Source organism: Pseudomonas sp. M30-35 (assembly GCF_002163625.1).
In the GTDB taxonomy this organism is placed as follows: domain Bacteria; phylum Pseudomonadota; class Gammaproteobacteria; order Pseudomonadales; family Pseudomonadaceae; genus Aquipseudomonas.
On record NZ_CP020892.1, the window covers coordinates 300,723 to 323,100 of the forward strand.

The following is a 22,378-nucleotide window of genomic DNA, read 5'->3' on the forward strand; positions in this document are numbered from 1 at the left end:
CGGAATAAATTATTAGCCAAAACGACCTCCCCACAATGGGGCACAGGCGCTTTAGTCTGGAGAGATAAAAATGGCAGGCTCCCCAACATCCAGTAGCGTTAACGCTACTCCTGTAAGCGGTATCTCGAAAATTAGTGTGGCATTCGCTGCCATGCTGGTAGCGGTCACGTTGTATTTTATGGTTTGGGGGCTTGAGTACACCCACAGCAACTATGCGTTTTTATTCATTCTGGCGACGTTGTTCGGCATTTTTATGGCCTTCAACATCGGCGGTAACGATGTCGCTAACTCCTTCGGTACCAGCGTCGGCGCGGGCACTCTGACAATACGTCAGGCATTGATGGTGGCAGCGGTATTTGAGGTCAGCGGTGCTGTAATCGCGGGTGGTGAAGTAACCTCAACCATCCGCGGCGGCATTGTTGATTTGGGTGGCATGGCGGTTTCGCCGATGGACTTTGTTTACATCATGATGTCGGCGTTGATCGCGGCGGGCGTCTGGTTGCTGTACGCGACCAAAAAGGGTTATCCCGTCTCAACCACTCACTCGATCATTGGGGCGATTGTCGGCAGCTCGATCGCCTTGGGCATCTTGATGAATGGCACCGAGTCGGCGCTGGCCTTGGTGCAGTGGGGCAAAATCGGTCAAATCGCTATTTCCTGGGTGCTCTCGCCGCTACTGGGTGGCGCTGTAGCGTATCTGCTGTACTCGCAGATTAAAAAATACATCCTCACTTATAACGACGAAGCTGAAAGCCAAATAAAGCAGATCCGCGAAGAAAAGCGCGACCATCAGCGTCGGCATAAAGAAGCATTTGAGCGGCTCTCGGAGATCCAGAAAATCTCTTACACCCACGCCATGACGCGCGACATGCAAGTGGTCTATGACCGTGATTTCCAAGCTGAAGATCTGGAGTCTGATTACTACCGCGACCTGCAGAAAATCGAGAGTAAACGCGGCCAGTTGCGTACCCACAATGCGCTCGAAACCTGGGTGCCGATGATTGCCGCGCTCGGCGCGGTGGTTATCTCTTCAATGCTGCTGTTCAAGGGCTTGAAGAACATGAACCTGGGTCTCAGCACACTCAACAGCTACCTGATTATGGTGATGATTGGCGCGCTGGTTTGGCTGGCTACCTTTATCTTCGCCAAAACCCTGAAATCTGAGTCGCTGAGCCGGGCGACTTTCGTCATGTTCAGCTGGATGCAGGTGTTTACCGCTTGTGGCTTCGCCTTCAGCCATGGTTCCAACGACATCGCTAACGCCATTGGCCCCTTTGTGGCGATTCTTGAAGTGCTGCGCACCGGCGCCATCGGTTCTGAAGCCGCTATACCAACGGCGGCAATGATTACCTTCGGCGTCGCCTTGATTGCTGGCTTGTGGTTCATCGGCAAGGAAGTGATTCAAACCGTTGGCCACAACCTCACGGCATTACACCCCGCTTCGGGATTTTCCGCTGAGCTGGCGGCCGCGGCCGTGGTGATGCTGGCCTCGGTAATGGGCTTGCCGGTATCGAGCACGCACATTCTGATTGGTGCGGTACTGGGTATTGGTTTGGTTAACCGGCAAACCAACTGGGGATTGATGAAACCGATTGCACTGGCGTGGGTGATCACTTTGCCTGCGGCTGCAGTTCTTGCCGCGGTCGCCTTTCTTGCCTTGCGAAGCATCTTCTGACGCTGTCTAACCCTGAGGATCTGTCATGACTGATAATTTGAATCTGGATTTCGCCGAGCAAGCCTCGCGCCTGCATGCCGATATTCTTGACAGTTTTGATGAAGAGCTTGAGATGGAGTTTGACGATGTTCGTCTCGATCCCATTCTCAAAGAGTTAGGGCATGAGGCGCCGGTCGGCATGGATCGGCGTGTGTATCTGCGCGAGCTGCTGCGCCTGCAGTCCGAGCTGGTCAAATTGCAGGAATGGGTTGTCGAGCAAAAACTCAAAGTCGTGGTGCTGTTTGAGGGCCGTGATGCGGCCGGTAAGGGCGGCGCAATCAAGCGTATTACCCAGCGCTTGAACCCGCGTGTATGTCGTGTTGCAGCCTTGCCTGCACCGAGTGAGCGTGAGCGCAGCCAATGGTATTTCCAGCGTTATACGGCGCATTTGCCCGCAGCCGGTGAAATGGTCCTGTTCGACCGTAGTTGGTACAACCGCGCGGGTGTTGAGCGAGTCATGGGCTTTTGTAATGACGCCGAGTACGAAGAGTTCTATCGCAGCGTTCCAGAGTTTGAACGCATGCTGATTCGCTCAGGGGTTATCTTGGTCAAATACTGGTTTTCGATTACCGATGACGAACAATATCGGCGGTTTTTGATGCGTATTCATGACCCGCTCAAGCAATGGAAACTGTCGCCAATGGATCTGGAGTCCCGCCGCCGCTGGGAGGATTACACCCGCGCCAAGGAAGAAATGCTTAGCCGTACGCATACCGAGCAAGCGCCTTGGTGGATCGTTGAGGCCGACGATAAAAAACGTGCACGGCTCAATTGTATTCAGCACCTGTTGACGCAGATCCCATATGGCCAAACCGAGCAGCCGGAGGTGGTGCTGCCCGCTCGGGTCTATAATGCAGACTATCTGCGCTCTCCGGTTCCGCAGGAGATGCTGGTGCCGCAGGTATACTGACTTTATATTCGTCTGACTTTGGCTTCGTTGGTGACGTTTTCACGCAGCCTGTTTAGCAGTGGTTTTTTGTCTGCCCGTAATTTATGACGGCTAATAAGGGGTCTATGTCTTCCTCGTCAACCGCACGCCAAGCGCCTGAATCCGTCAGCCTGTTTGAGGCATTCCGTTTCTGGCTGAAGCTGGGGTTGATCAGCTTTGGTGGCCCGGCCGGGCAAATTTCAATCATGCATGAGGAGCTGGTGGTGCGGCGTCGCTGGCTGTCCGAGCGACGATTTCTGCACGCACTCAATTACTGCATGATGCTGCCGGGGCCAGAGGCTCAGCAGTTGGCGACCTATATCGGCTGGCTAATGCATCGAACCTGGGGCGGTGTGATTGCTGGGGCACTGTTTATCCTGCCGTCGTTGATTATCCTGATCCTGTTGTCCTGGCTATACATTGCCTTTGGCGACTTACCGCTGGTTGCCGGGGTGTTCTACGGGATTAAACCGGCGGTCACCGCCATTGTTATTCAGGCGGCCTATCGAATAGGTTCACGAACCCTGACCAACCCGGCACTCTGGGTAATCGCCGTGGCTGCGTTTTTGGCGATTTTTGCGTTCAATGTTGCCTTTCCGTTGATTGTTTTAGGCGCCGCGGTGACTGGCTACTTTGCCGGGCGTTTCTGGCCGCACTGGTTTAGCTCCAGGGGCAGTCATGGTGAGGCTAAACAGGCGGGGCTTGGCGCCTTGATTGACGATCACACGCCTACACCGTCGCATGCCCGCTTTTCAGTGACAGGTTTAATCAAGTTAGGATTTATTGGTGCTTTGCTTTGGCTACTGCCAATGGCGCTGCTGATACTTACATTTGGTTGGGATGGCACGCTGACGCAAATGGCGTGGTTCTTCACCAAGGCGGCGCTGCTGACATTTGGTGGCGCCTATGCGGTGTTGCCCTATGTCTACCAAGGCGCGATCGCTCAGTATGGCTGGCTGACGCCGTCACAGATGATTGATGGCCTGGCCCTGGGTGAAACCACGCCAGGGCCGCTGATCATGGTCGTTGCCTTTGTTGGTTTTATTGGCGCCTATGTGCAGCAGGTATTTGGTGCCGAACAGATGTTTCTGGCTGGAGCGGTAGCGGCAATACTGGTCAGTTGGTTTACCTTTTTGCCATCGTTCTTATTTATTCTGGCTGGCGGGCCACTGGTTGAATCGACTCATAACCAGTTGCAATTCACCGCGCCACTGACTGCAATAACTGCTGCGGTGGTTGGGGTAATTCTTAACTTGGCGCTATTTTTTGCCTATCACGTTCTCTGGCCGCAAGGCTTAAGCGTAGCGTTCGACTGGCCGTCGGCGTTAATAACCGCCGCAGCAGCTGTGGCGCTGCTGCGCTATAAACGTGGTGTTATTCAGGTAATTGCGCTGAGTGCCTGTTGCGGGCTGCTGGTGCATCTGCTTCGCGTAAGTTAGCAGTGGCTCTGTACTCGATTGCACCGGGCTATCAACCGGCAACGGTTTAACTCACATGGAGAGTTTCTGATGAGTAGCGCCACCAGCGCAGCTATGCAGGGCTCTGTGGCTCAGCTGCTGTTTAGCCGTTATTCCGCTTACAGCGACAGCCAGTTGGCGCAATGTCTTGCCTGATGCCGAGTTGGTTGGCCAAGGCGATTTGCGCATTTGGGGTTTTCGCATCTATACCGCACGGCTATGGAGCGCCCAGCAGCCGTTTGATAGCAGCCAGCCTTTTGCCCTTGAGCTGACTTATCACCGTGAAATCAGTCGTGACGAGTTTGTTGACGCCAGTCTTGATGAAATCCGTCGCACATCCGCTGGTCAGGTTAGCGATTTGCAGTTGCAGGCGTGGCGCAGCGAAATGCAGCGTGCTTTCGTCGATATCAAAGAGGGGCAACGCATCACTGGGGTAAATTTGGCCGAAGGCTGTCAGTTTTATGTAGATGGTCGTCTGCACTATGAGGTGCGCGACAGTGCATTTGCCAAGGCATTCTTTGACATTTGGTTTGACCCGAAAACCCGCGACCCGGGACTACGAAAGCAGTTGCTCGGCAGCCGCTGATCTTGTCGGAAGATCGGCACCCAGCGAGACCACAACAGCCGGCCAGGCTTGTTTTTGCAGATTTAAACACCATATCCATAATGACCGGCTGTCTATTCCTTCATGTCAGTCATTTCGTCGAGCGCAGGTCAATATGGCCGAACTTCCCATAAACCCGCAGGTTGCTGCCGGTTTTTGGCGCTGGCGTGCAACGTAACAGCACGGCTGGCAGTCTCGTAACATTCATATGCAAAAGTCCGTCTGGTTTTCTTCATTAAGAAAGAGATAATGCAGCACGGTGATAATTCTAACGACACCGTGTATTTACCTTCCGAGAGGTTCTCTAACGCATGTGGTACAACGGTATTCTCGACTTGTCGATCTGGCAATTGATCGCAGTCACCCTGCTGATGACGCACATTACGATCGTCAGCGTAACGGTATATCTGCACCGTTACTCCGCGCACCGTGCACTTGAGTTGCACCCGGCGCTTAAACACTTCTTCCGCTTCTGGCTGTGGCTGACCACGGCACAGAACACTCGCGAGTGGACCGCTATCCACCGTAAACATCACGCCAAGTGTGAAACGCTGGATGACCCACACAGCCCGGTAGTCAAGGGGCTGAGCACCGTATTACGCAAAGGTGCCGAGTTGTACGCTGAAGAGGCCAGCAACCCGGATACGCTGCGTATCTACGGCAAAAACTGCCCAGAAGACTGGATCGAGCGGAATCTGTATTCACGCTTCCGCTTGGGCGGCGTGGCGATCATGGCGGTTATCGACCTGGCACTGTTTGGTGCGGCTGGTATCACCGTTTGGGCTGTGCAGATGATGTGGATCCCGGTGTGGGCTGCTGGCGTCATCAACGGCCTTGGTCACGCTGTCGGTTACCGTAATTTTGAATGCCGTGATGCCGCGACCAATCTAGTGCCCTGGGGTATTTTGATTGGTGGTGAAGAGCTGCATAACAACCATCACACCTACCCGAACTCCGCCAAGCTCTCTGTGCGCAAGTGGGAGTTCGACATGGGTTGGGCGTGGATCAAGCTATTCAGTTTCTTTGGTCTGGCTAAAGTTCAGCGCGTCGCACCTATCGCGCACCGCGTCGAAGGCAAGCACAGCCTCGATATGGACACCGCGATGGCGATTCTCAACAACCGCTTTCAGATCATGGCCCAGTATCGCAAGTTGGTGATCGGTCCGCTGGTCAAGCAAGAGCTGGCGAAGGCGGATGCCTCGGTACGTGACCGCTTTCATCGCGCCAAACGCCTGTTATCGCGTGAGCCCAGCTTGCTCAACGATCATCACCAGATACGCATTGATGCGATGCTTGAGCAAAGTCAGGCACTGAAAGTCATTTATGAGAAGCGTTTGGCGTTGCAATTGATCTGGGCCAAAACCAGTTCCAATGGCCACGAAATGCTCGAAGCCATCAAGCAGTGGGTGCACGAGGCTGAAGCCAGTGGTATCCAGTCGCTGCGTGACTTTGCCGCTCAGCTGAAAACCTACTCGTTGCGGCCTACCGCCAGCGTTTAGATGCTCGTTCGTCTAAAAAGCCCGCCAATTGGCGGGCTTTTTGTTTTTATTAGAACTAAACACTATGTTTCATCTCTTATCTAGGCATTTACTAGCAGCAACTCAATGTTAGTACTAACCCATGCTAGGAATAACCCCATGGTTGAGCATAGTCAGCTCCCTACAGAGCTCGAAGAATTAACGCTGGCGTTGTTGCACAGTCGTTCTGAAGTCACGCGTTTACGTGAGCGTGAGCAGTTAATCAGCTCATTATTGGGCAGTATCAATGCTGTGGTCTGGGCGCTTGACTGGAATACCCAAAAAGTCATTTACGTAAGCCCTGCTTACGAAGTGATATTTGGCCGTCCTGCTGCCTCGCTCATGGCGGACTACGGCGAATGGCGTAACTCGATTTATCCGGATGATGTTGAGTATGCCGCGAATAGCCTGGCCAAGGTGTTGCAAACCGGTGCTGTCGAGTCCCGCGAATACCGCATTATTCGTGCGGATGGGCAACTGCGCTGGCTTAGTGATAAGTGTTTTATGGGCCGCCTGAGCCATGAAGATGAGGCAAGTGTCGTGGTTGGCATCGCCGAAGATATCACCGAGAAGAAGCAGCTTGAAGGTGAACTCCAGCGTTTGGCAACCACTGATGTGCTGACTGAAAGCAGTAATCGTCGGCATTTCTTCGAGTGTGCTCAGCAAGAGTTTGAGCATGCTCGCAAGTTCGGTTCGCCGCTGTCTTTCTTGTTACTTGATATCGATAACTTCAAGCTAATTAACGATCAGCATGGGCATCAGGTTGGCGACCAAGTCTTGCGGAAAATGGCTGCCTGCGGCGTCTCGGTCCTGCGTCGAGGCGACTTGTTCGGCCGCGTCGGTGGCGAAGAGTTTGCCGCGTTATTCCCCGGTTGTGAGACTGCTTTGGCCAAACAAATTGCCGAGCGTCTGCAGCGTGAGATCAAACAGTTGCGATTCAATCACGGCGACACAGAGTTCGGTGTCACCGTGAGCCAAGGCCTGACAAGCCTGAATAGTGCAGACATGAGCCTCGACAGTATGTTTGCTCGCGCAGATGAGGCTATGTACAAAGCCAAAAACCAAGGTAAAGACCAGATCGTTCTAGGTTAATCAGCGTGTGGTTGGCGGCGTTTCCCTGTTGGCGGTATTCCGCCTGAAGGGGTACTGCATTCGGCGAGAAAGCGCTTATGCTTTGGTTTTCTTATGCGGTTTTTATCTCTGGATTATGCCGTAAGCTATTGTTTTGTAATATGTTTTTAGTTTTTTTAAATAATTGGCACAGAATCTGTAACAAAGTCTTCATAAGTGAGTCCGACGCTCTGTGATCGGCTGACAATAAAAATGAAGAGACCTGTGCCATGAAGATTTCCTGCCTTTCGCAAAACCTACTCTGCTGCACATTAAGATTCAGGCCCGCAGGCTTAATTCCCTGATTTTTTAGCCCCACCGCTAACGCTTTGCTGGCGCCTATTCGGCTGCCTGAGTGTTGCTGTGTGGGCTTGGAAAGGATTCGGCATGCGTGATGTCTTCGTCCCTGAATGGTGTGCGTGTGTTGATGTGTGTCCCTATAACACTGGAGTAAACCATAATGAGAAAAACCACCTTGGCGCTGGCTGTTACTGCCAGCACTTTGGGCTTGTCCTTGAGCCAAATTGCCCATGCTGAGTTTTTGAAAGACAGCACGGCGACTCTTGAAGCGCGCAACTTCTACTTTAACCGCGACTTCCGCGACTCGGGTGCTACCCAGTCGAAGTCGGAAGAGTGGGCTCAAGGCTTCATTCTGCGTGCTAACTCGGGCTATACCGAAGGCACAGTCGGCTTTGGTGTTGATGCGATTGGCACGTTCGGTTTCAAACTGGACTCAGGTGACGGCACCGCGGGGAGCGGTTTGCTGGTTCCGGATGGTTCTTCTGGCGGTTCGCAGGATACCTCCTCTGGCCTGGCCGTTGCCGGTAAAGCCAAGATCTCCAAGACCGTTTTGAAGGTCGGTAGCTTGCAGTACAAAAACCAGGCAATTGCCTCGAGCGATGGCCGTCTGTTGCCTCAGGTATTCAGCGGTGGCCAACTGGTTTCGCAGGAAATCGAAGGCCTGACCCTTGATGCTGCGCATATCCGCGAAGTTAACAACCGTAACTCCAATGATTACGAAGACATCACGGTCGCCAGCGGCAAAACTCGTGGTATCGCCGTTACCGGTAGCAACACCACTGATTCATTCGACTACATCGGCGGTACCTACAAGGTCACCAAAGAACTGACCGCAGGTTACTACTACTCCAACCTGGAAGACTTCTATAAGCAGAACTCTTTCAACTTGGTGCATGTATGGCCAGTAGCTGAAGGTCAGACGTTGAAGACAGATGTGCGCTATGCACACTCGACTGACGACGGTCGTAGCACCATTGATAACGATGCTTACGGCATCATGACGACTTACAGCGTTAGCGGTCACAGCTTTGGTCTGGGTTATCAGAGCATGACCGGCGACAGTGGTTTTGCCTATGTCGGTAACACTGACCCGTTCTTGGTCAACTATGTACAAATCAGCGACTTTGCCAACAAGGACGAAAAGTCCTGGCAGGCGCGCTACGACTTTAACTTCGCTACCATTGGTATTCCGGGGCTGACCTTCATGACCCGCTACCTCAGCGGCGATAATGTTGATCTGGCCACCGCCAACTCGAGCGAAGGCAAAGAGTGGGAACGCGATACCGAGTTGATGTATGTGTTCCAGGAAGGTGCCTTGAAGAACCTGGGCGTGCGCTGGCGTAATGCGGCTGTGCGCTCGAACTTCGCCAAGGACATCGATGAAAACCGTCTGATCGTGAGCTACACACTGCCATTGCTGTAAGCATTTGCAGTTGTAGATCGCAATAAAAAAGCCCGGTTCTGGATGCAGATGCCGGGCTTTTTTTTAGCAGTGTTCAGCGTTTGCGTTATCGCGTTTGCGCTGCAGGTTGTTGCTGGGTAATGCAGTGAATGTTGCCACCGCCGAGCAGAATTTCACGGCCTGGCACCATGACTACGCGGTGTTCGGGGAATACCCGACCAAGAATGGCTTTGGCCTCTTCATCTCGCGGGTCATCAAAGCTGGGCGCAATAATGCCGCCGTTGACGATCAGGAAATTCACATAGGAACCGGCAAGGCGTGACTCAGGGTGACGGTCCTGTGAACCCTCAACCAAGTCCACACCGGCGCACTCTTCTTCGGTGGCGTACATCGGCCCCGGAATCGGCATCTTATGCACAACCAGTTTGCGGCCTTTGGCGTCTGGGGTGTTTTCTAAAACCCGCATGGCCTTCTGGCAACGTTGGTAGTTTGGGTTCTGTTCATCATCGGTCCAAGCCAGCATGACTTCGCCAGGGCGTACATAGCAGCAAAAGTTGTCGACGTGGCCATCGGTTTCATCGTTGTACAAGCCGTCTGGCAGCCAGATGACTTTATCAATTGCCAAGTGCTGGTTAAGTACGGCCTCGCACTCTTCACGGCTCAGATGCGGATTGCGGTTACGGTTGAGCAGGCACTCTTCAGTGGTGATCAACGTGCCTTCGCCATCAACGTGAATGGAGCCGCCTTCCAGGACAAAACCTTCGGTGCGATAGCGTTTGCAGCTCTCGATCTGCAGGATTTTGCTGGCGACCTGATCGTCACGGTTCCATGGCGAGTACAAACCACCGTCAAAGCCGCCCCACGCATTGAACTGCCAGTCAACGCCGCGTACTTCGCCCTTGTTGTTAGTGACAAAGGTAGGGCCAGTATCGCGAACCCAGGCATCATCTGTACTCATCTCAACAATGCGGATATTGCTGTGATCAAGCCGCGCGCAGGCATTTTCATATTGCTGTGCAGATACACAAACAGTCACCGGCTCAAACTCGGCAATCGCTTTGGCCACCGCGGTGAATGCGTGTTGCGCGGGTTTTCCGCCCAGGCGCCAGTTGTCCGGACGCTGCGGCCAGACCATCCAGGTTTTGCTGTGGGCTTCCCACTCGGCTGGCATGCGAAAGCCATCAGCGCGGGGAGTACTGTTTAAGGTCGTCATCACAAACACCTGCATATAAACGTTAGAAACCGCCTCTGCAGATCCCCCGAAAGGGGCGCAGCAGAGGGCACTGTGAATAAGTTAAGACTCGAGTACACCATCGAGGGTTTTTAGTGGCCCGTACAAATCAGGGCGACGGTCACGGAATGAGCCCCAGGCGCTGCGCGTGTGTTCAAGCTTGTCGAGATCGAAGCTGTGTACCAGCACACCTTCTTCGGTTTCGTTCAGTTCCTCAACTTTAGCGCCAAATTGATCTGCAATAAACGATGAGCCGTAGAATGTAATGTCATAGTCGTCTTGTTCTTCGCGACCTATGCGGTTGCTGGCGACCAGCGGCATCAGGTTGGCGCCAGCATGGCCTTGTTGCACGCGTTGCCAATGATCGCGGGAGCTGATGCTGGGGTCATGTGGCTCGCTACCAATTGCGGTCGGGTAAAACAGAATTTCGGCGCCAAGCAGCGCCATGCTGCGTGCGCATTCGGGGAACCATTGATCCCAGCAGATACCCACACCGATCTTGGCGTAACGAGTATTCCACACTTTAAAACCGCTATCGCCGGGGTTGAAGTAGTACTTCTCGTGATAGCCGGGGCCGTCTGGAATGTGGCTCTTGCGGTAGACACCCAGGTTGCTACCGTCGGCATCGATAATCGCAATGCTGTTAAAACGCGCCCGCCCGGCCAGTTCATAAAAGCTGATTGGCAGCACTACTTGCAGCTCTTTGGCAACTTTCTGGAAATGGGCAATGGCGGCGTTGGCTTCAACGCTGGTCGCCAACTGCAGGTAATCGGGGTTGGGCTTCTGACAGAAGTACGGCGTTTCAAACAGTTCCTGAATCAGGATGATCTGTGCGCCTTTGGCGGCGGCTTCCCGCACCAACTTTTCAGCGTTAGCGATGTTGGCTGCGCGGTCCCACGAGCAAGTCATTTGCGTGGCGGCGACGGTAACGGTACGTGACATTGAACACCTCGTGGATAAATTCAGCGCTGGCGCCACAACCTGGGTTGGGGCTTGCTAGGTTGGCAACTTGCGAGCGGGTTGAAACGACATGGGTTGGCTTGCAATGGCTGTATTTATAGTCGATAAAAATCTGCTTTTAAAGCATTTTATTGATGTTAATTATTTATTAAGTGATTTTATGCAGATATTTATCGATATTTATTGAGGTGGCGCAACAAGGCAAGCAACTGTCGGGCGGCAGCCGTCAAGAGCTTTAGATGGGAGAGGGCGTTACAGCGGAGAGGAGCGTTTAGGCAAGCAGCTAGGCAGATACAGACCCAGATAAGCATCGAACACACGCATGCCTTCTTCTGCGAGTCGCGGGCTGATATGGCCATGCAGCTGGACTGAACGTGCATACACGCGGTCACCTAGTGCCATGGCCAGAGCGAACACATCAATATCATCAGGCAGGGTCGGCAGGGCAAAGTGTTGTTCGAACAAGGCTTGCATCTGTTGGCCCAGCTCGATGTCGTGTTGGCGGTCGGCGTGGGTAATCTCGCTTAAGCCATGCTGCGCGAGAATCAGTTGGCGGGCTGCAGCATCATTCGCGTAAATCGCCAGCATGCGCTGCTCGACGATGGCTGAAAGGTCGCGCCAACTGCGTAACTGCTGATGATCAACAGGTTCCTGCAAACAGGCGCGAAAAGCTGCATGAATATCCGCCGTGAGTGCTTCAAGCAACGCCGGGACGCTGGTGAAGAAGTGATAAACCGAGGACGGCGGGATTTGCGCACGTTCGGCAACGCTGTAGATCGATAGGCTGGCGGCGCCTTGTTCGGCAAGCAGCTCACGGGCAACCGCAAGAATCGCGGCGATGCGAGCCTGGCTGCTGGCGCGAGGTTTACGGACAGTTGTAGGGCGCGGCATGGTTTGCTCGGGTCAAGAAACTTATTGGATGTTAACTCGCCGAGTCGCTAAGCGCGGTGCGACTCCCCAACTCGACGCTATTTATGCTTGCGCAGATTACAGAATAATCGGTTGGTCGGGCAGCTCATTCGGGTTGCTCACTTGCAGGTTCGCAAGGTATGGCCTCAGCAAGCCATGCACCTGGTTTATGGCTTCGAGACTGCCTTGGCGCCACAAACCTTGAGCGAAGTGTTTGCACATCCGCGAGCAGATTGCGTCCCACTGCTCTTGTTCCACGTAGCGCGAGATACCGCGATCTGCGACTATTTCAACGCGATGCTCGGCCAACAGCAGGTAAATCAAAATACCGCTGTTGTGCTCGGTATCCCATACGCCTTGCTCGGCAAAAACCTGCTCGGCACGCGAGCGCGACGTTACCCCGGCCAATACATCAACGATGGACAGGCGTGCTTCAATAGCAAAGCGCACCTCGCCAATATGTTGTGCTTCACCTGTGCCAATGGCTTGGCTGATCTCGTCCAGCAAGGGTGCAGGAAAGCTGCGGCGTAGTTGAAACCAGCCTGAGAACAGATTGGTGAATATTCGTTTTATCACTGTCATCACCAACTACCCGACGAACCGCCGCCTCCAAAACTACCGCCGCCGCCGCTAAAGCCGCCGCCCCCGCCACCAAAACCACCACCGCCAAAGCCGCCTCCACTGCGTCCTGTGCCGCCCCCAAGGCTAATGCCGCCGAAGGGTAGCAACATAATCATTGCGCCGATGAATCCGCCGATTAAGGCGGCGCCAAGGGTGCCAATAATAAAAGCACAGAGAATGCCGGTGATGACGCCGCCCAGGCCCATGCGCAGCAATGTCGGGATGCGTCCGGCCATACCCCGAAAGAACATGGCAATGACCAGACCAAATACACCGACATCCAGCGGGTTTGTGTTTGAGTTGTCGGCCTCGCGAGAGGGTGCAGGTAAGTCTTCGCCATCAATCAGCAGCGTCAGTGCATTGAGCCCATCGCGAATACCGCCGTAGAAATCGCCCTGCTTAAACCGTGACTCAATGTACTCACGCTGGATACGCGCGGCCGCAGCATCGGGCACCGCGCCTTCAAGGCCGTACCCGACCTCGATGCGATCGCGTCGGTCATCCTTGGCGACCAGCAGCAACAGGCCGTCATCTGTGCCTTTGCGGCCAATCTTGTTGGCTTCGGCCACGGCTAATGAGTAACTCTCAATATCTTGTGGCGCGGTGGTCGGCACGATCAGCACGACCACTTGCGCGCCTTTGCGTTTCTCTAACGCCACCAACTGCTGGTCGAGTTGATCGATCTGCTCAGCGGTCAGGGTGCCGGTCTGGTCGGTGACATGGCGCTTGAGCATTGGCACTTCGGCGGCATGGGCCAAAACCGGGGCGATAATCATCAGCGCCAGAACAAGGCGCTGAATCCAGTGGCTAAATGACTGCATGTTATTGCGTGGCAGGTTCTGTGCTGCCGCCGAAGTCTACCGTCGGTGCCGTAGAGATTTCTTTCTCGTTTTCGACACTGAAGTTTGGCTTAACCTCATAACTCAACACCATCGCCGTCAAGTTGTTCGGGAAGGTGCGAATCAAGGTGTTGTATTGCTGAACCGCTTGTACATAGCGGTTGCGCGCAACGGTGACGCGATTTTCGGTGCCTTCGAGTTGGGCCTGGAGGTTCTGGAACAGACCGTCGGCCTTCAAATCGGGGTAGCGCTCACTGACCACCATCAAGCGCGACAGGGCGCTGGATAATTCACCTTGAGCCGCCTGGAATTGCTGCAGCTTTTGTGGGTCGTTGAGCGAGTCAGTATTGATCTGCATGCTGCCAACCTTGGCGCGCGCATTGGTTACTTCGACGAATACTTTTTCCTCGTGTTGAGCGTAACCCTTCACGGTATTGACCAGGTTGGGGACCAAGTCTGCACGGCGCTGGTATTGGTTGACGACTTCAGACCACGCCGCTTTAACCGCTTCGTCCTGACGTTGCATGTCGTTGTAGCCGCAACCCGTAAGCAGGGTCGTCAACAGCACGGTTAATAGTATATGTGCAGCTTTCATCGGCGCTCCAGTTCATTCCATTGCGGAGAATATATAGCCGTCAACAATAAGTGAGTCGGTGCAGTTGCGTCAATTTATCACCATTGAGCAGGCTAAATTGCCGTGGTTGTGCGGGCTCATCTCATGCTGATCTGTCGGGTAGCGTCTTAACATTAGCCGTTACCCGACAGGCTTCAAGTGAATGCGAGTCGACTACTGCGCAGTAAACTGTTGCCAAACCTCGTCGCGCACAGCTTTTTGCTCGTCTGAAAGCGTTTTTAACGTGTACAGGCGGCGTTTGATGTCGATATTAGGATACAGATCGGGCATCGCCTGCAATGAAGCATCCAGGAACTGTTTGGAGTCGCTGTTAGCGTTCGGATAAAGCGTCTCGGTGGTGATTTTCGCCGCTACCTTTGGCTGCATCAGATAATCGATGAAGCGGTGCGCCAGGTCAGCGCGACGTGCAGTGCTTGGAATAACCAGGTTGTCGATAAACAATACCGAGCCTTCCTCGGGCACGATGAAGTCAACCGGCTGGCCTGCCTGTTTGGCTGCCAGTGCGTCGCCGACCCAGGCCATGGCCATGCACAACGTGCCGTTGTTGAGATCCTCGATGTACTGCTCGCTGTCGACGTAACGCAGGTTGGGACGAATGTTTTTCAGCAACTCTCCGGCACGGCGAATGCGGCTGGGTGCGCTGCGTGAAAATTCGCGGCCTTGATAGTTAAGCACTAACGAGAGTGTTTCATCGGATGCATCCAGAACACTGATGCCGCAGCCGCTAAGGAGTGCACTGCTTTGTGGGTCAAACAGCACGCTCCAGCTATCCGGTAATGGACCGCCGTACGCGGCCTCAGCTTGTGGCGTGTTGATTGCCAAGCCGACGGCGCCCCATAAGTAGGGGACGGCGTAGCGGTTATCGGGGTCGACAGCTGCAAGCTTGCTCAGTAATTGTTTGTCGAGGTGCGTGCGATTAGGCAAACGACTCATATCCAGGGGCAAGATGGCCTTGGCTTCGATCAATTCGGGAATGGTGTCATTGGATGGCACGGCAACGTCGATGGCTTCACCGCTGGCCATTATCTTGTTCAGCTCTTCCGCTGTGCTGAAGGTGTGATATTCGACCTTGATACCCGTCTCTGCTTCGAAGTCCTTGAGTACTTGCGGGGCAATGTAATCGTTCCAGTTGTAGACGCGAATCATCTCTTCAGCGTTGGCCGCGAGTGGAGCCAGTGCGAGTAAAAGTAGAGCGTACAAACGGGGCATAAGTCTGTTCCTGTAAACATAATCAACCGTACCAATCATGACGGTTGGAAAGTGGGTACTTGGCAGGTCAAACGAAACTACTACGCAATTTATCGCTATGTTGAGACGCTACTCACAGCCTTCAACGGAACATGTTTTATTAGGCATGGGCATTGCTGAGGCCCGCAGGTCTGGACAATGCCAATCTAGTATTCGGTCAAAACGGCCAATGCCGAGCGCACCTTGTTGTTATTTACGCCTTTGGCCCGGAACGGCTTTATGCATACACAAAAAGACGCCGGCTCAATGGCCGGCGTCGGGTGTTACCTGAGCTTATACAGTGTGGAGATACCAGTTGTACTCCAGGTCTGAAATCGAGTGTTCGAATTCAGCCAGCTCACTTTCTTTGCACGCGACGAAGATGTCGATGTATTCAGGGCTGATGTATTTGGCCATGATTTCACTGTCGTCCAACTCACGCAGGGCATCACGCAGGTTGTTTGGCAGGCTCTGTTCTACTTGCTCGTAGGAGTTGCCTTCAATCGGCTCGCCCGGATCAATTTTGTTAGTCAGGCCATGGTGAATACCGGCCAAAATCGAGGCCATCATCAGGTATGGATTAGCGTCAGCACCGGCAACACGTTGCTCGATACGTACAGAGTCTGGGCTACCGGTTGGTACGCGGACCGCGACCGTACGGTTATCAAGCCCCCAGCTCGGCGCGTTTGGCACATAAAACTGTGAACCAAAACGACGGTACGAGTTGACGTTAGGGCAAAGGAAAGCCATTGACGCTGGCATGGTCTCCAAAATGCCGCCAATTGCGTGGCGCAACGCATCGTTTTCCAACGGATCTTCCGAGGTAAAGATGTTTTCGCCAGTCTTCTTGTCGAGCAAGGAAATATGCACGTGTAGACCATTGCCTGCCTGACCTGGATACGGCTTGGCCATAAAGGTCGAGTCCATTTCGTGGTCGTAGGCAATGTTCTTGATCAGGCGCTTAAGCAGCAACGCATAGTCGCAGGCCTTGATCGCGTCTTTGGTATGGTGAAGGTTGACTTCGAACTGCGCCGGAGCACTTTCCTTGACGATGGCGTCTGCTGGCAAGTCTTGCTCTTTTGCAGCTTCGAGCATGTCTTGCAGGCAATCAACGTATTCGTCGAGGTCGTCGATCAGGTAAACCTGAGTCGAGTGCGGGCGTTTACCTGAAATAGGCGAGCGTGGCGGCTGCGGACGGCCGTTCACGTTCTCCTGGTCAATCAGGTAAAACTCCAATTCGAAAGCGGCGCAAATTGTCAGGCCTAGTTCGTCGAACTTCTGTACTACCTGTCGCAACACTTCTCGTGGGTCGGCAAAGAATGGCTTGCCATCGAGTTCGTGCATGGTCATCAACAGTTGCGCGGTTGGGCGCTTCTGCCACGGCTCATTACACAGCGTGTCAGGGATAGGAAAACAGATACGGTCCGCATCGCCAATATCCAGACCCAGACCGGTACTTTCTACCGTTGAGCCATTGATATCGAGTGCGAATAAAGAAGCGGGAAGGTTAATACCTTTCTCGTACACTTTATGGAGACTGGCGCGTTCGATGCGTTTACCACGCACCACGCCATTCATATCTGCAATAAGAAGGTCGACGAACTGGACCTCAGGATGTTCCTTAAGGAACGCGTTCGCTTCATTAAGCTGAACGGCACGCGGGGGTACCGACATGATGCAACACCTTTCTTGTTAAAAATATCAATCATGCGAATGCACAGGTGTGAGTCAATCTTAAACACCTGGCGCTGTCAAGAGAGGTGTATTTTGCCCCAAAAAGGTGCTGCATGGCCAATTTCAGGGCGTTTCGGGGCTTTTCAGTGATCGTGAAAGCCTTTGCCTGTGCGGTGCTCAGTGGTGTGTGTTTAATTTTTTACATGGCTATTGTGAAAAAAAATGAACAAGGCTAAGCTCGGCTCAAACCCACTAACAGCAATAAAACGGGTGTCCCATGTCACGCCTGCCGATAATCGGCGTTACCTCTGATACAAAACAGATTGGCCCTCATCCTTACCACGTTACCGGCGACAAATATGTTCGCGCAGTGGTTTTGGGTGCCGGTGGTCTGCCAGTGATTATTCCATCAATTGGCGAGCTGCTGGATCAGCCTGCTCTGCTCGATAATCTGCATGGTTTACTGTTTACCGGCTCACCGTCCAATGTCGAACCTCATCACTATGGTGGCCCGGCCAGCGAGCCAGGCACTCTGCATGATCCTGCGCGTGACAGCACTACGTTGCCTCTGTTGAAGGCCGCTATCGCGGCGGGGCTTCCGGTGCTTGGCGTGTGTCGCGGTTTTCAGGAGATGAATGTGGTCTTCGGCGGTACGCTGCACCAGAAAGTGCACGAAGTTGAAGGCTTTATGGATCATCGCGAGCCTCAAGATGAACCGCTCGAGGTGCAATATGCACCTAGCCACGCGCTGCATGTGCAGCCCGGTGGCATTCTCGCTGGCATCGGCTTGCCAGCAGAGTTTGAAGTCAATTCTATTCATGGCCAGGGCGTCCAGCGTCTGGCGCCGGGCCTTCGAGTTGAAGCGCTGGCGCCTGACGGGTTAGTCGAAGCTTTTTCCGTCGAAGGTGCTAAAAGCTTTGCTTTAGGGGTGCAATGGCACCCCGAATGGCAGGTACGATCTAACCCGAATTATCTCGCCATCTTCCAGGCCTTTGGTGAGGCTTGCAGGAAGAGGGCGGGGCAACGCTGAGGTCGACTTATTAATAGTCGACTCAACCAACCCTGAGGTCTCTATGAGTACCAAAATAGACCAGCTATCTAGCTGGCTGAAAGAACGCAAAATCACCGAAGTTGAGTGTCTGGTCAGCGACCTTACCGGCATCGCCCGCGGCAAGATTTCGCCAACCAGCAAGTTCATCGCGGAAAAAGGCATGCGCCTTCCAGAAAGTGTATTGCTGCAAACCGTGACGGGCGACTATGTCGAAGACGACATCTATTACGACCTGCTTGATCCGGCGGACATCGACATGGTTTGTCGTCCCGACGAGACTGCCGTATTTCTTGTGCCTTGGGCGATTGAGCCGACCGCGCAGGTGATCCACGACACCTACGACAAGCAAGGCAACCCGATTGAGTTGTCGCCGCGCAACATTCTTAAGAAGGTACTCAAGCTCTATACCGATAAAGGTTGGCAGCCGATTATGGCGCCGGAAATGGAGTTTTACCTGACCAAGCGTAACGCTGATCCGGATTTCCCGCTGGAAGCCCCGCTCGGTCGTTCGGGTCGCCCTGAAACCGGACGTCAGTCGTTCTCGATCGATGCCGCGAACGAATTCGACCCGCTGTTTGAAGATATGTACGACTGGTGTGAAATCCAGGGCCTGGACCTCGATACCTTGATTCATGAGGAAGGTCCGGCGCAGATGGAAATTAACTTCCGTCATGGCGAACCACTGCATTTGGCAGATCAGGTGTTGGTGTTTAAGCGCACCATGCGTGAAGCGGCGCTCAAGCACGATGTAACGGCTACTTTTATGGCGAAGCCGATTACTGACCAGCCAGGTAGCGCGATGCATGTGCACCAAAGCATCATCGACAAGGCGACGGGCAAGAACCTCTTCTCTAATGAAGACGGCACGATGAGTGAGTTGTTTCTGCACCACATTGGCGGTTTGCAGAAGTTGATTCCTGAGCTGTTGCCGCTGTTTGCGCCGAACGTTAACTCGTTCCGCCGCTTCCTGCCGGATACCTCGGCGCCGGTAAACGTGGAGTGGGGCGAAGAGAACCGCACCGTAGGTCTGCGTGTGCCTGATGCTGATCCACAAAACCGTCGTGTTGAAAACCGTTTGGCCGGTGCTGACGCCAATCCATATCTCGCGCTGGCAGCTAGTTTGTTATGCGGCTATATCGGTATGGTTGAAGGCATTGAGCCAAGTGCGCCAGTTGTCGGACGTGGTTATGAGCGCCGTAACCTGCGTTTGCCACTGACTTTGGAAGCAGCACTGGAACGTATGGAAAGCTGCAAGGTGGCCGAGGAGTATCTGGGCCGCAAGTTCATCAGCGGCTACGTCGCGGTAAAACGTGCCGAGCATGAGAACTACAAGCGGGTGATCAGCTCATGGGAGCGTGAATTCCTGCTGCTGTCTGTGTAATTGGACGCGCGCCGGACATCACTTGTCCGGCGCTCGCTACATGCATTTTTGAGGTGGATATGACTAACCAAGCGACTAACCCGAAAACCCGTGAATGGCAGGCGATGAGCCGCGAGCACCATCTCGCGCCGTTCAGCGACTTCAAACAGCTGGCGGAAGTAGGGCCGCGCATTATCACCCATGCAGACGGCGTTTATCTGTGGGACAGCGAGGGTAATAAAATCCTCGATGCCATGGCGGGTCTGTGGTGTGTGGCAGTGGGCTATGGTCGTAAGGAATTAGCCGAAGCTGCTTATAAACAGATGCAAGAGCTGCCGTACTACAACATGTTCTTCATGACGGCCACGCCGCCAGCACTCGAACTGGCCAAGGCGATTGCAGAGCTGGCCCCGGAAGGTATGAACCATGTGTTCTTTACCGGCTCCGGTTCTGAAGGCAATGACACTATGCTGCGTATGGTCCGCCATTACTGGGCGATCAAGGGCAAGCCAAACAAGAAAGTCATCATCAGCCGCCTCAACGGTTACCACGGTTCAACCGTGGCCGGTGCGAGCTTGGGTGGTATGACTTATATGCACGAACAAGGCGACTTGCCAATTCCAGGCATCGTCCATATTGCCCAGCCATACTGGTTTGCCGACGGCGGTGACATGACGCCCGATGAGTTCGGTATCTGGGCCGCTGAAGAGCTGGAAAAGAAAATTCTCGAAGTCGGTGCTGACAATGTCGGTGCTTTTATTGCTGAGCCAATTCAGGGCGCTGGCGGTGTGATTATTCCGCCAGATACTTACTGGCCGAAAGTGCGTGAGATCCTCGCCAAGTACGAGATTCTGTTTGTTGCTGACGAAGTAATTTGTGGCTTCGGTCGCACTGGTGAGTGGTTCGGTAGCGACTATTTCGGCAACGCTCCGGACATGATGACTATCGCCAAGGGCCTGACCTCTGGGTACATCCCAATGGGCGGTTTAATTGTGCGCGATGAGATTGTTGAAGTGCTCAATCAAGGCGGTGATTTCAACCATGGCTTCACCTATTCCGGGCACCCGGTTGCGGCGGCCGTTGGTTTGGAGAACCTGCGCATTCTGCGCGAAGAGAAGATTGTTGAGCGGGTTAAAGAAGAAACGGCACCGTATTTGCAGAAACGTTTACGAGAGCTGGCTGACCACCCGCTGGTGGGTGAGGTTCGCGGTGTTGGCATGCTCGGCGCCATTGAATTGGTGAAGAACAAAGCAACGCGTGAGCGTTATCCGAGTGATAAAGGTGTTGGCATGATTTGCCGTACTCACTGCTTCAGCAATGGTTTGATCATGCGTGCCGTGGGCGACACCATGATTATTTCGCCACCGCTGGTTATCACTAAGGCAGAGATCGACGAACTGGTTACCAAGGCGCGTCAATGTCTCGATCTGACGGCTGAGGAGGTACTGGGTTAAAGCATCTGAGTAATTAAACGCGCAACGGTAACAGTTGAGTGTTTAAAAAAGTCGATGAAATTGCCAGACTGCGCTAGTGCGTTGGCCAGGCTCGCCGGAAGGTGGTGCAAACAGGCTGCGCCATCTTCTGGAATAACTTATAAAACAACAGGAGCTTTACGCATGAAATTTTTCGGCAAAACCCTTCTCGCGTTGTCCTTGGCAGGTGCTGTAGTGGGAGCAGCACAGGCTGAGAATAAGGTTTTACACGTCTACAACTGGTCCGATTATATCGCTGAAGACACCCTGGAAAATTTCCAGAAAGAAACCGGCATCAAAGTGGTTTATGACGTTTTCGACAGCAACGAAACGCTGGAAGCCAAGCTGCTTGCCGGTACTTCGGGTTATGACGTTGTAGTGCCGTCTAACCAGTTTCTGGCCAAGCAGATCAAGGCGGGTGTTTTCCAGAAGCTGGACAAGTCAAAACTGCCAAATTGGAAAAACCTCAATCCAGATTTGATGAAGTCACTTGAAGCCGCGGACCCAGGTAATCAGTACGCATTCCCGTACTTGTGGGGCACCACGGGCATTGGCTATAACCCAGAAAAAGTTAAAGCTGCGCTGGGCGTGGATAAGATCGATTCGTGGGACATCATGTTCAAACCAGAGAACATGGATAAGCTCAAGCCTTGCGGTGTTGCCATGCTTGACGCGCCTGAGGAAGTTTATGCAGCTGCGTTGCATTACCTCGGTCTGAACCCGATCGCACAAAGTGTCGAAGATGTTAAAAAAGCCGAAGAACTGCTGCTCAAAGTTCGTCCAGATATCACCTATTTCCACTCGTCCAAGTACATCTCGGACCTGGCTAACGGCAACATCTGCGTGGCGCTGGGTTGGTCTGGTGATGTCTTCCAAGCCGAGGCGCGTGCTATAGAAGCCAAGAATGGCGTGCCAGTCAGTTATGCCATTCCTAAAGAGGGTGCGGCTGCATTCTTCGACATGATGGCTATTCCAGCTGACGCGAAGAATGCTGAAGAGGCTTATACCTTCCTCAACTACATCCTCGAACCTGAAGTCATTGCGCCAATTTCTGACTATGTGGCTTACCCGAACGGTAACGCTGCTGCAACGCATCTGGTTTCGGAAGAAATTCGCAATAACCCAGGTATCTACCCAACCGAGGAAGCTTCGAAGAAGTTGTACACCTTCACTGAGCTGTCTCCGAAGGTACAGCGTGCCATGACCCGCAGCTGGACCAAGGTCAAGTCGGGCCGTTAAGCGTTGTTGATTTAAGACTGTAGCTCTGCATCAGGCGGGAAACCTCCGCCTGATGCAGAAGTTGTAACCCGCTGGTGGTATCAAAAATGGATACAGCTTTCCTGGCATTCAGGAGCTTCTGAAAAAGGT

Annotated in this window: 19 protein-coding genes; 11 read left to right on the forward strand and 8 right to left on the reverse strand. The window is 53.5% G+C overall.

Translation table 11 applies throughout. The features are described 5' to 3' along the window. The first annotated feature begins 70 nt into the window (after nucleotides 1-70). The 7 genes from B9K09_RS01280 to B9K09_RS01310 all read left to right on the forward strand — a co-directional run bounded on the left by B9K09_RS01280 (nucleotide 71) and on the right by B9K09_RS01310 (nucleotide 9,053). On the forward strand, nucleotides 71-1,675 hold the full coding sequence (locus tag B9K09_RS01280) for an inorganic phosphate transporter (RefSeq protein WP_087515149.1): 1,605 nt from the start codon (nucleotides 71-73) through the stop codon (nucleotides 1,673-1,675). Between the two features lie 25 nt (nucleotides 1,676-1,700). Beyond that, on the forward strand, nucleotides 1,701-2,624 hold the full coding sequence (gene ppk2, locus B9K09_RS01285; protein WP_087515150.1) for a polyphosphate kinase 2: 924 nt from the start codon (nucleotides 1,701-1,703) through the stop codon (nucleotides 2,622-2,624). Between the two features lie 104 nt (nucleotides 2,625-2,728). Further along, nucleotides 2,729-4,081, forward strand: a complete 1,353-nt coding sequence (gene chrA, locus B9K09_RS01290) for a chromate efflux transporter (protein WP_087515151.1) — start codon at nucleotides 2,729-2,731, stop codon at nucleotides 4,079-4,081. A gap of 130 nt (nucleotides 4,082-4,211) precedes the next feature. Next, nucleotides 4,212-4,685 carry a chalcone isomerase family protein gene (locus tag B9K09_RS01295; protein WP_371917443.1) on the forward strand — a complete coding sequence of 158 codons (474 nt, stop codon included), beginning with the start codon at nucleotides 4,212-4,214 and terminating at the stop codon, nucleotides 4,683-4,685. Between the two features lie 329 nt (nucleotides 4,686-5,014). After that, a complete protein-coding gene (gene desA / locus B9K09_RS01300; protein ID WP_087515153.1) occupies nucleotides 5,015-6,202 on the forward strand; it encodes a delta-9 fatty acid desaturase DesA in 1,188 nt (395 codons plus the stop codon). Between the two features lie 138 nt (nucleotides 6,203-6,340). After that, nucleotides 6,341-7,312, forward strand: a complete 972-nt coding sequence (locus B9K09_RS01305) for a sensor domain-containing diguanylate cyclase (RefSeq protein WP_087515154.1) — start codon at nucleotides 6,341-6,343, stop codon at nucleotides 7,310-7,312. Between the two features lie 478 nt (nucleotides 7,313-7,790). After that, nucleotides 7,791-9,053: an OprD family porin gene (locus B9K09_RS01310; protein WP_087515155.1), complete on the forward strand. Its 1,263-nt coding sequence runs from the start codon at nucleotides 7,791-7,793 to the stop codon at nucleotides 9,051-9,053. Nucleotides 9,054-9,138: 85 nt separating this feature from the next. Here B9K09_RS01310 and aguA read toward each other — a convergent pair whose 3' ends face one another. The 8 genes from aguA to B9K09_RS01350 form a co-directional block, all read right to left on the reverse strand. Then, nucleotides 9,139-10,245 (reverse strand): agmatine deiminase, encoded by a 1,107-nt coding sequence (gene aguA / locus B9K09_RS01315; protein ID WP_087518932.1) that lies wholly within the window; start codon nucleotides 10,243-10,245, stop codon nucleotides 9,139-9,141. Between the two features lie 81 nt (nucleotides 10,246-10,326). After that, nucleotides 10,327-11,205: an N-carbamoylputrescine amidase gene (aguB, locus tag B9K09_RS01320; RefSeq protein ID WP_087515156.1), complete on the reverse strand. Its 879-nt coding sequence runs from the start codon at nucleotides 11,203-11,205 to the stop codon at nucleotides 10,327-10,329. 270 nt (nucleotides 11,206-11,475) lie between these two features. Then, nucleotides 11,476-12,114: a TetR/AcrR family transcriptional regulator gene (locus B9K09_RS01325; protein ID WP_087515157.1), complete on the reverse strand. Its 639-nt coding sequence runs from the start codon at nucleotides 12,112-12,114 to the stop codon at nucleotides 11,476-11,478. Between the two features lie 96 nt (nucleotides 12,115-12,210). Further along, complete coding sequence (locus tag B9K09_RS01330) at nucleotides 12,211-12,714, reverse strand: TPM domain-containing protein (protein ID WP_087515158.1); 504 nt, start codon at nucleotides 12,712-12,714, stop codon at nucleotides 12,211-12,213. Beyond that, nucleotides 12,714-13,574, reverse strand: coding sequence for a YgcG family protein (locus B9K09_RS01335; protein WP_087515159.1), 861 nt, complete (start codon nucleotides 13,572-13,574; stop codon nucleotides 12,714-12,716). The genes B9K09_RS01330 and B9K09_RS01335 overlap by 1 nt, the downstream gene beginning before the upstream one ends. 1 nt (nucleotide 13,575) lies before the next feature. After that, the gene (locus B9K09_RS01340) at nucleotides 13,576-14,187 is read right to left on the reverse strand and encodes a LemA family protein (RefSeq protein WP_087515160.1); all 612 of its coding nucleotides are present in this window, start codon (nucleotides 14,185-14,187) and stop codon (nucleotides 13,576-13,578) included. Between the two features lie 192 nt (nucleotides 14,188-14,379). Beyond that, complete coding sequence (locus B9K09_RS01345; RefSeq protein ID WP_087515161.1) at nucleotides 14,380-15,435, reverse strand: polyamine ABC transporter substrate-binding protein; 1,056 nt, start codon at nucleotides 15,433-15,435, stop codon at nucleotides 14,380-14,382. Nucleotides 15,436-15,747: 312 nt separating this feature from the next. Next, nucleotides 15,748-17,127 (reverse strand): glutamine synthetase family protein, encoded by a 1,380-nt coding sequence (locus tag B9K09_RS01350; RefSeq protein WP_087515162.1) that lies wholly within the window; start codon nucleotides 17,125-17,127, stop codon nucleotides 15,748-15,750. Nucleotides 17,128-17,404: 277 nt separating this feature from the next. On the opposite strand from B9K09_RS01350, the gene B9K09_RS01355 reads away from it, so the two are divergent. The 4 genes from B9K09_RS01355 to B9K09_RS01370 all read left to right on the forward strand — a co-directional run bounded on the left by B9K09_RS01355 (nucleotide 17,405) and on the right by B9K09_RS01370 (nucleotide 22,249). Beyond that, the gene (locus B9K09_RS01355; protein WP_087515163.1) at nucleotides 17,405-18,157 is read left to right on the forward strand and encodes a gamma-glutamyl-gamma-aminobutyrate hydrolase family protein; all 753 of its coding nucleotides are present in this window, start codon (nucleotides 17,405-17,407) and stop codon (nucleotides 18,155-18,157) included. A gap of 43 nt (nucleotides 18,158-18,200) precedes the next feature. Then, complete coding sequence (locus B9K09_RS01360; RefSeq protein WP_087515164.1) at nucleotides 18,201-19,559, forward strand: glutamine synthetase family protein; 1,359 nt, start codon at nucleotides 18,201-18,203, stop codon at nucleotides 19,557-19,559. Between the two features lie 59 nt (nucleotides 19,560-19,618). Then, on the forward strand, nucleotides 19,619-20,992 hold the full coding sequence (locus tag B9K09_RS01365) for an aspartate aminotransferase family protein (protein ID WP_087515165.1): 1,374 nt from the start codon (nucleotides 19,619-19,621) through the stop codon (nucleotides 20,990-20,992). A 162-nt stretch (nucleotides 20,993-21,154) separates the two neighbouring features. Then, entirely contained in the window at nucleotides 21,155-22,249 is a 1,095-nt protein-coding gene (locus B9K09_RS01370) for a polyamine ABC transporter substrate-binding protein (protein WP_087515166.1), read from the forward strand. Nucleotides 22,250-22,378: the final 129 nt, after the last annotated feature.

What these genes read in the sequence shown, in the direction of transcription:
- B9K09_RS01280 (WP_087515149.1), top strand. Translation starts at nt 71, where the DNA reads ATGGCAGGCTCCCCAACATCCAGTAGCGTTAACGCTACTCCTGTAAGC.
- ppk2 (WP_087515150.1), top strand. Translation starts at nt 1,701, where the DNA reads ATGACTGATAATTTGAATCTGGATTTCGCCGAGCAAGCCTCGCGCCTG.
- chrA (WP_087515151.1), top strand. Translation starts at nt 2,729, where the DNA reads ATGTCTTCCTCGTCAACCGCACGCCAAGCGCCTGAATCCGTCAGCCTG.
- desA (WP_087515153.1), top strand. Translation starts at nt 5,015, where the DNA reads ATGTGGTACAACGGTATTCTCGACTTGTCGATCTGGCAATTGATCGCA.
- B9K09_RS01305 (WP_087515154.1), top strand. Translation starts at nt 6,341, where the DNA reads ATGGTTGAGCATAGTCAGCTCCCTACAGAGCTCGAAGAATTAACGCTG.
- B9K09_RS01310 (WP_087515155.1), top strand. Translation starts at nt 7,791, where the DNA reads ATGAGAAAAACCACCTTGGCGCTGGCTGTTACTGCCAGCACTTTGGGC.
- aguA (WP_087518932.1), bottom strand. Translation starts at nt 10,245, where the DNA reads ATGACGACCTTAAACAGTACTCCCCGCGCTGATGGCTTTCGCATGCCA.
- aguB (WP_087515156.1), bottom strand. Translation starts at nt 11,205, where the DNA reads ATGTCACGTACCGTTACCGTCGCCGCCACGCAAATGACTTGCTCGTGG.
- B9K09_RS01325 (WP_087515157.1), bottom strand. Translation starts at nt 12,114, where the DNA reads ATGCCGCGCCCTACAACTGTCCGTAAACCTCGCGCCAGCAGCCAGGCT.
- B9K09_RS01330 (WP_087515158.1), bottom strand. Translation starts at nt 12,714, where the DNA reads ATGACAGTGATAAAACGAATATTCACCAATCTGTTCTCAGGCTGGTTT.
- B9K09_RS01335 (WP_087515159.1), bottom strand. Translation starts at nt 13,574, where the DNA reads ATGCAGTCATTTAGCCACTGGATTCAGCGCCTTGTTCTGGCGCTGATG.
- B9K09_RS01340 (WP_087515160.1), bottom strand. Translation starts at nt 14,187, where the DNA reads ATGAAAGCTGCACATATACTATTAACCGTGCTGTTGACGACCCTGCTT.
- B9K09_RS01345 (WP_087515161.1), bottom strand. Translation starts at nt 15,435, where the DNA reads ATGCCCCGTTTGTACGCTCTACTTTTACTCGCACTGGCTCCACTCGCG.
- B9K09_RS01350 (WP_087515162.1), bottom strand. Translation starts at nt 17,127, where the DNA reads ATGTCGGTACCCCCGCGTGCCGTTCAGCTTAATGAAGCGAACGCGTTC.
- B9K09_RS01355 (WP_087515163.1), top strand. Translation starts at nt 17,405, where the DNA reads ATGTCACGCCTGCCGATAATCGGCGTTACCTCTGATACAAAACAGATT.
- B9K09_RS01360 (WP_087515164.1), top strand. Translation starts at nt 18,201, where the DNA reads ATGAGTACCAAAATAGACCAGCTATCTAGCTGGCTGAAAGAACGCAAA.
- B9K09_RS01365 (WP_087515165.1), top strand. Translation starts at nt 19,619, where the DNA reads ATGACTAACCAAGCGACTAACCCGAAAACCCGTGAATGGCAGGCGATG.
- B9K09_RS01370 (WP_087515166.1), top strand. Translation starts at nt 21,155, where the DNA reads ATGAAATTTTTCGGCAAAACCCTTCTCGCGTTGTCCTTGGCAGGTGCT.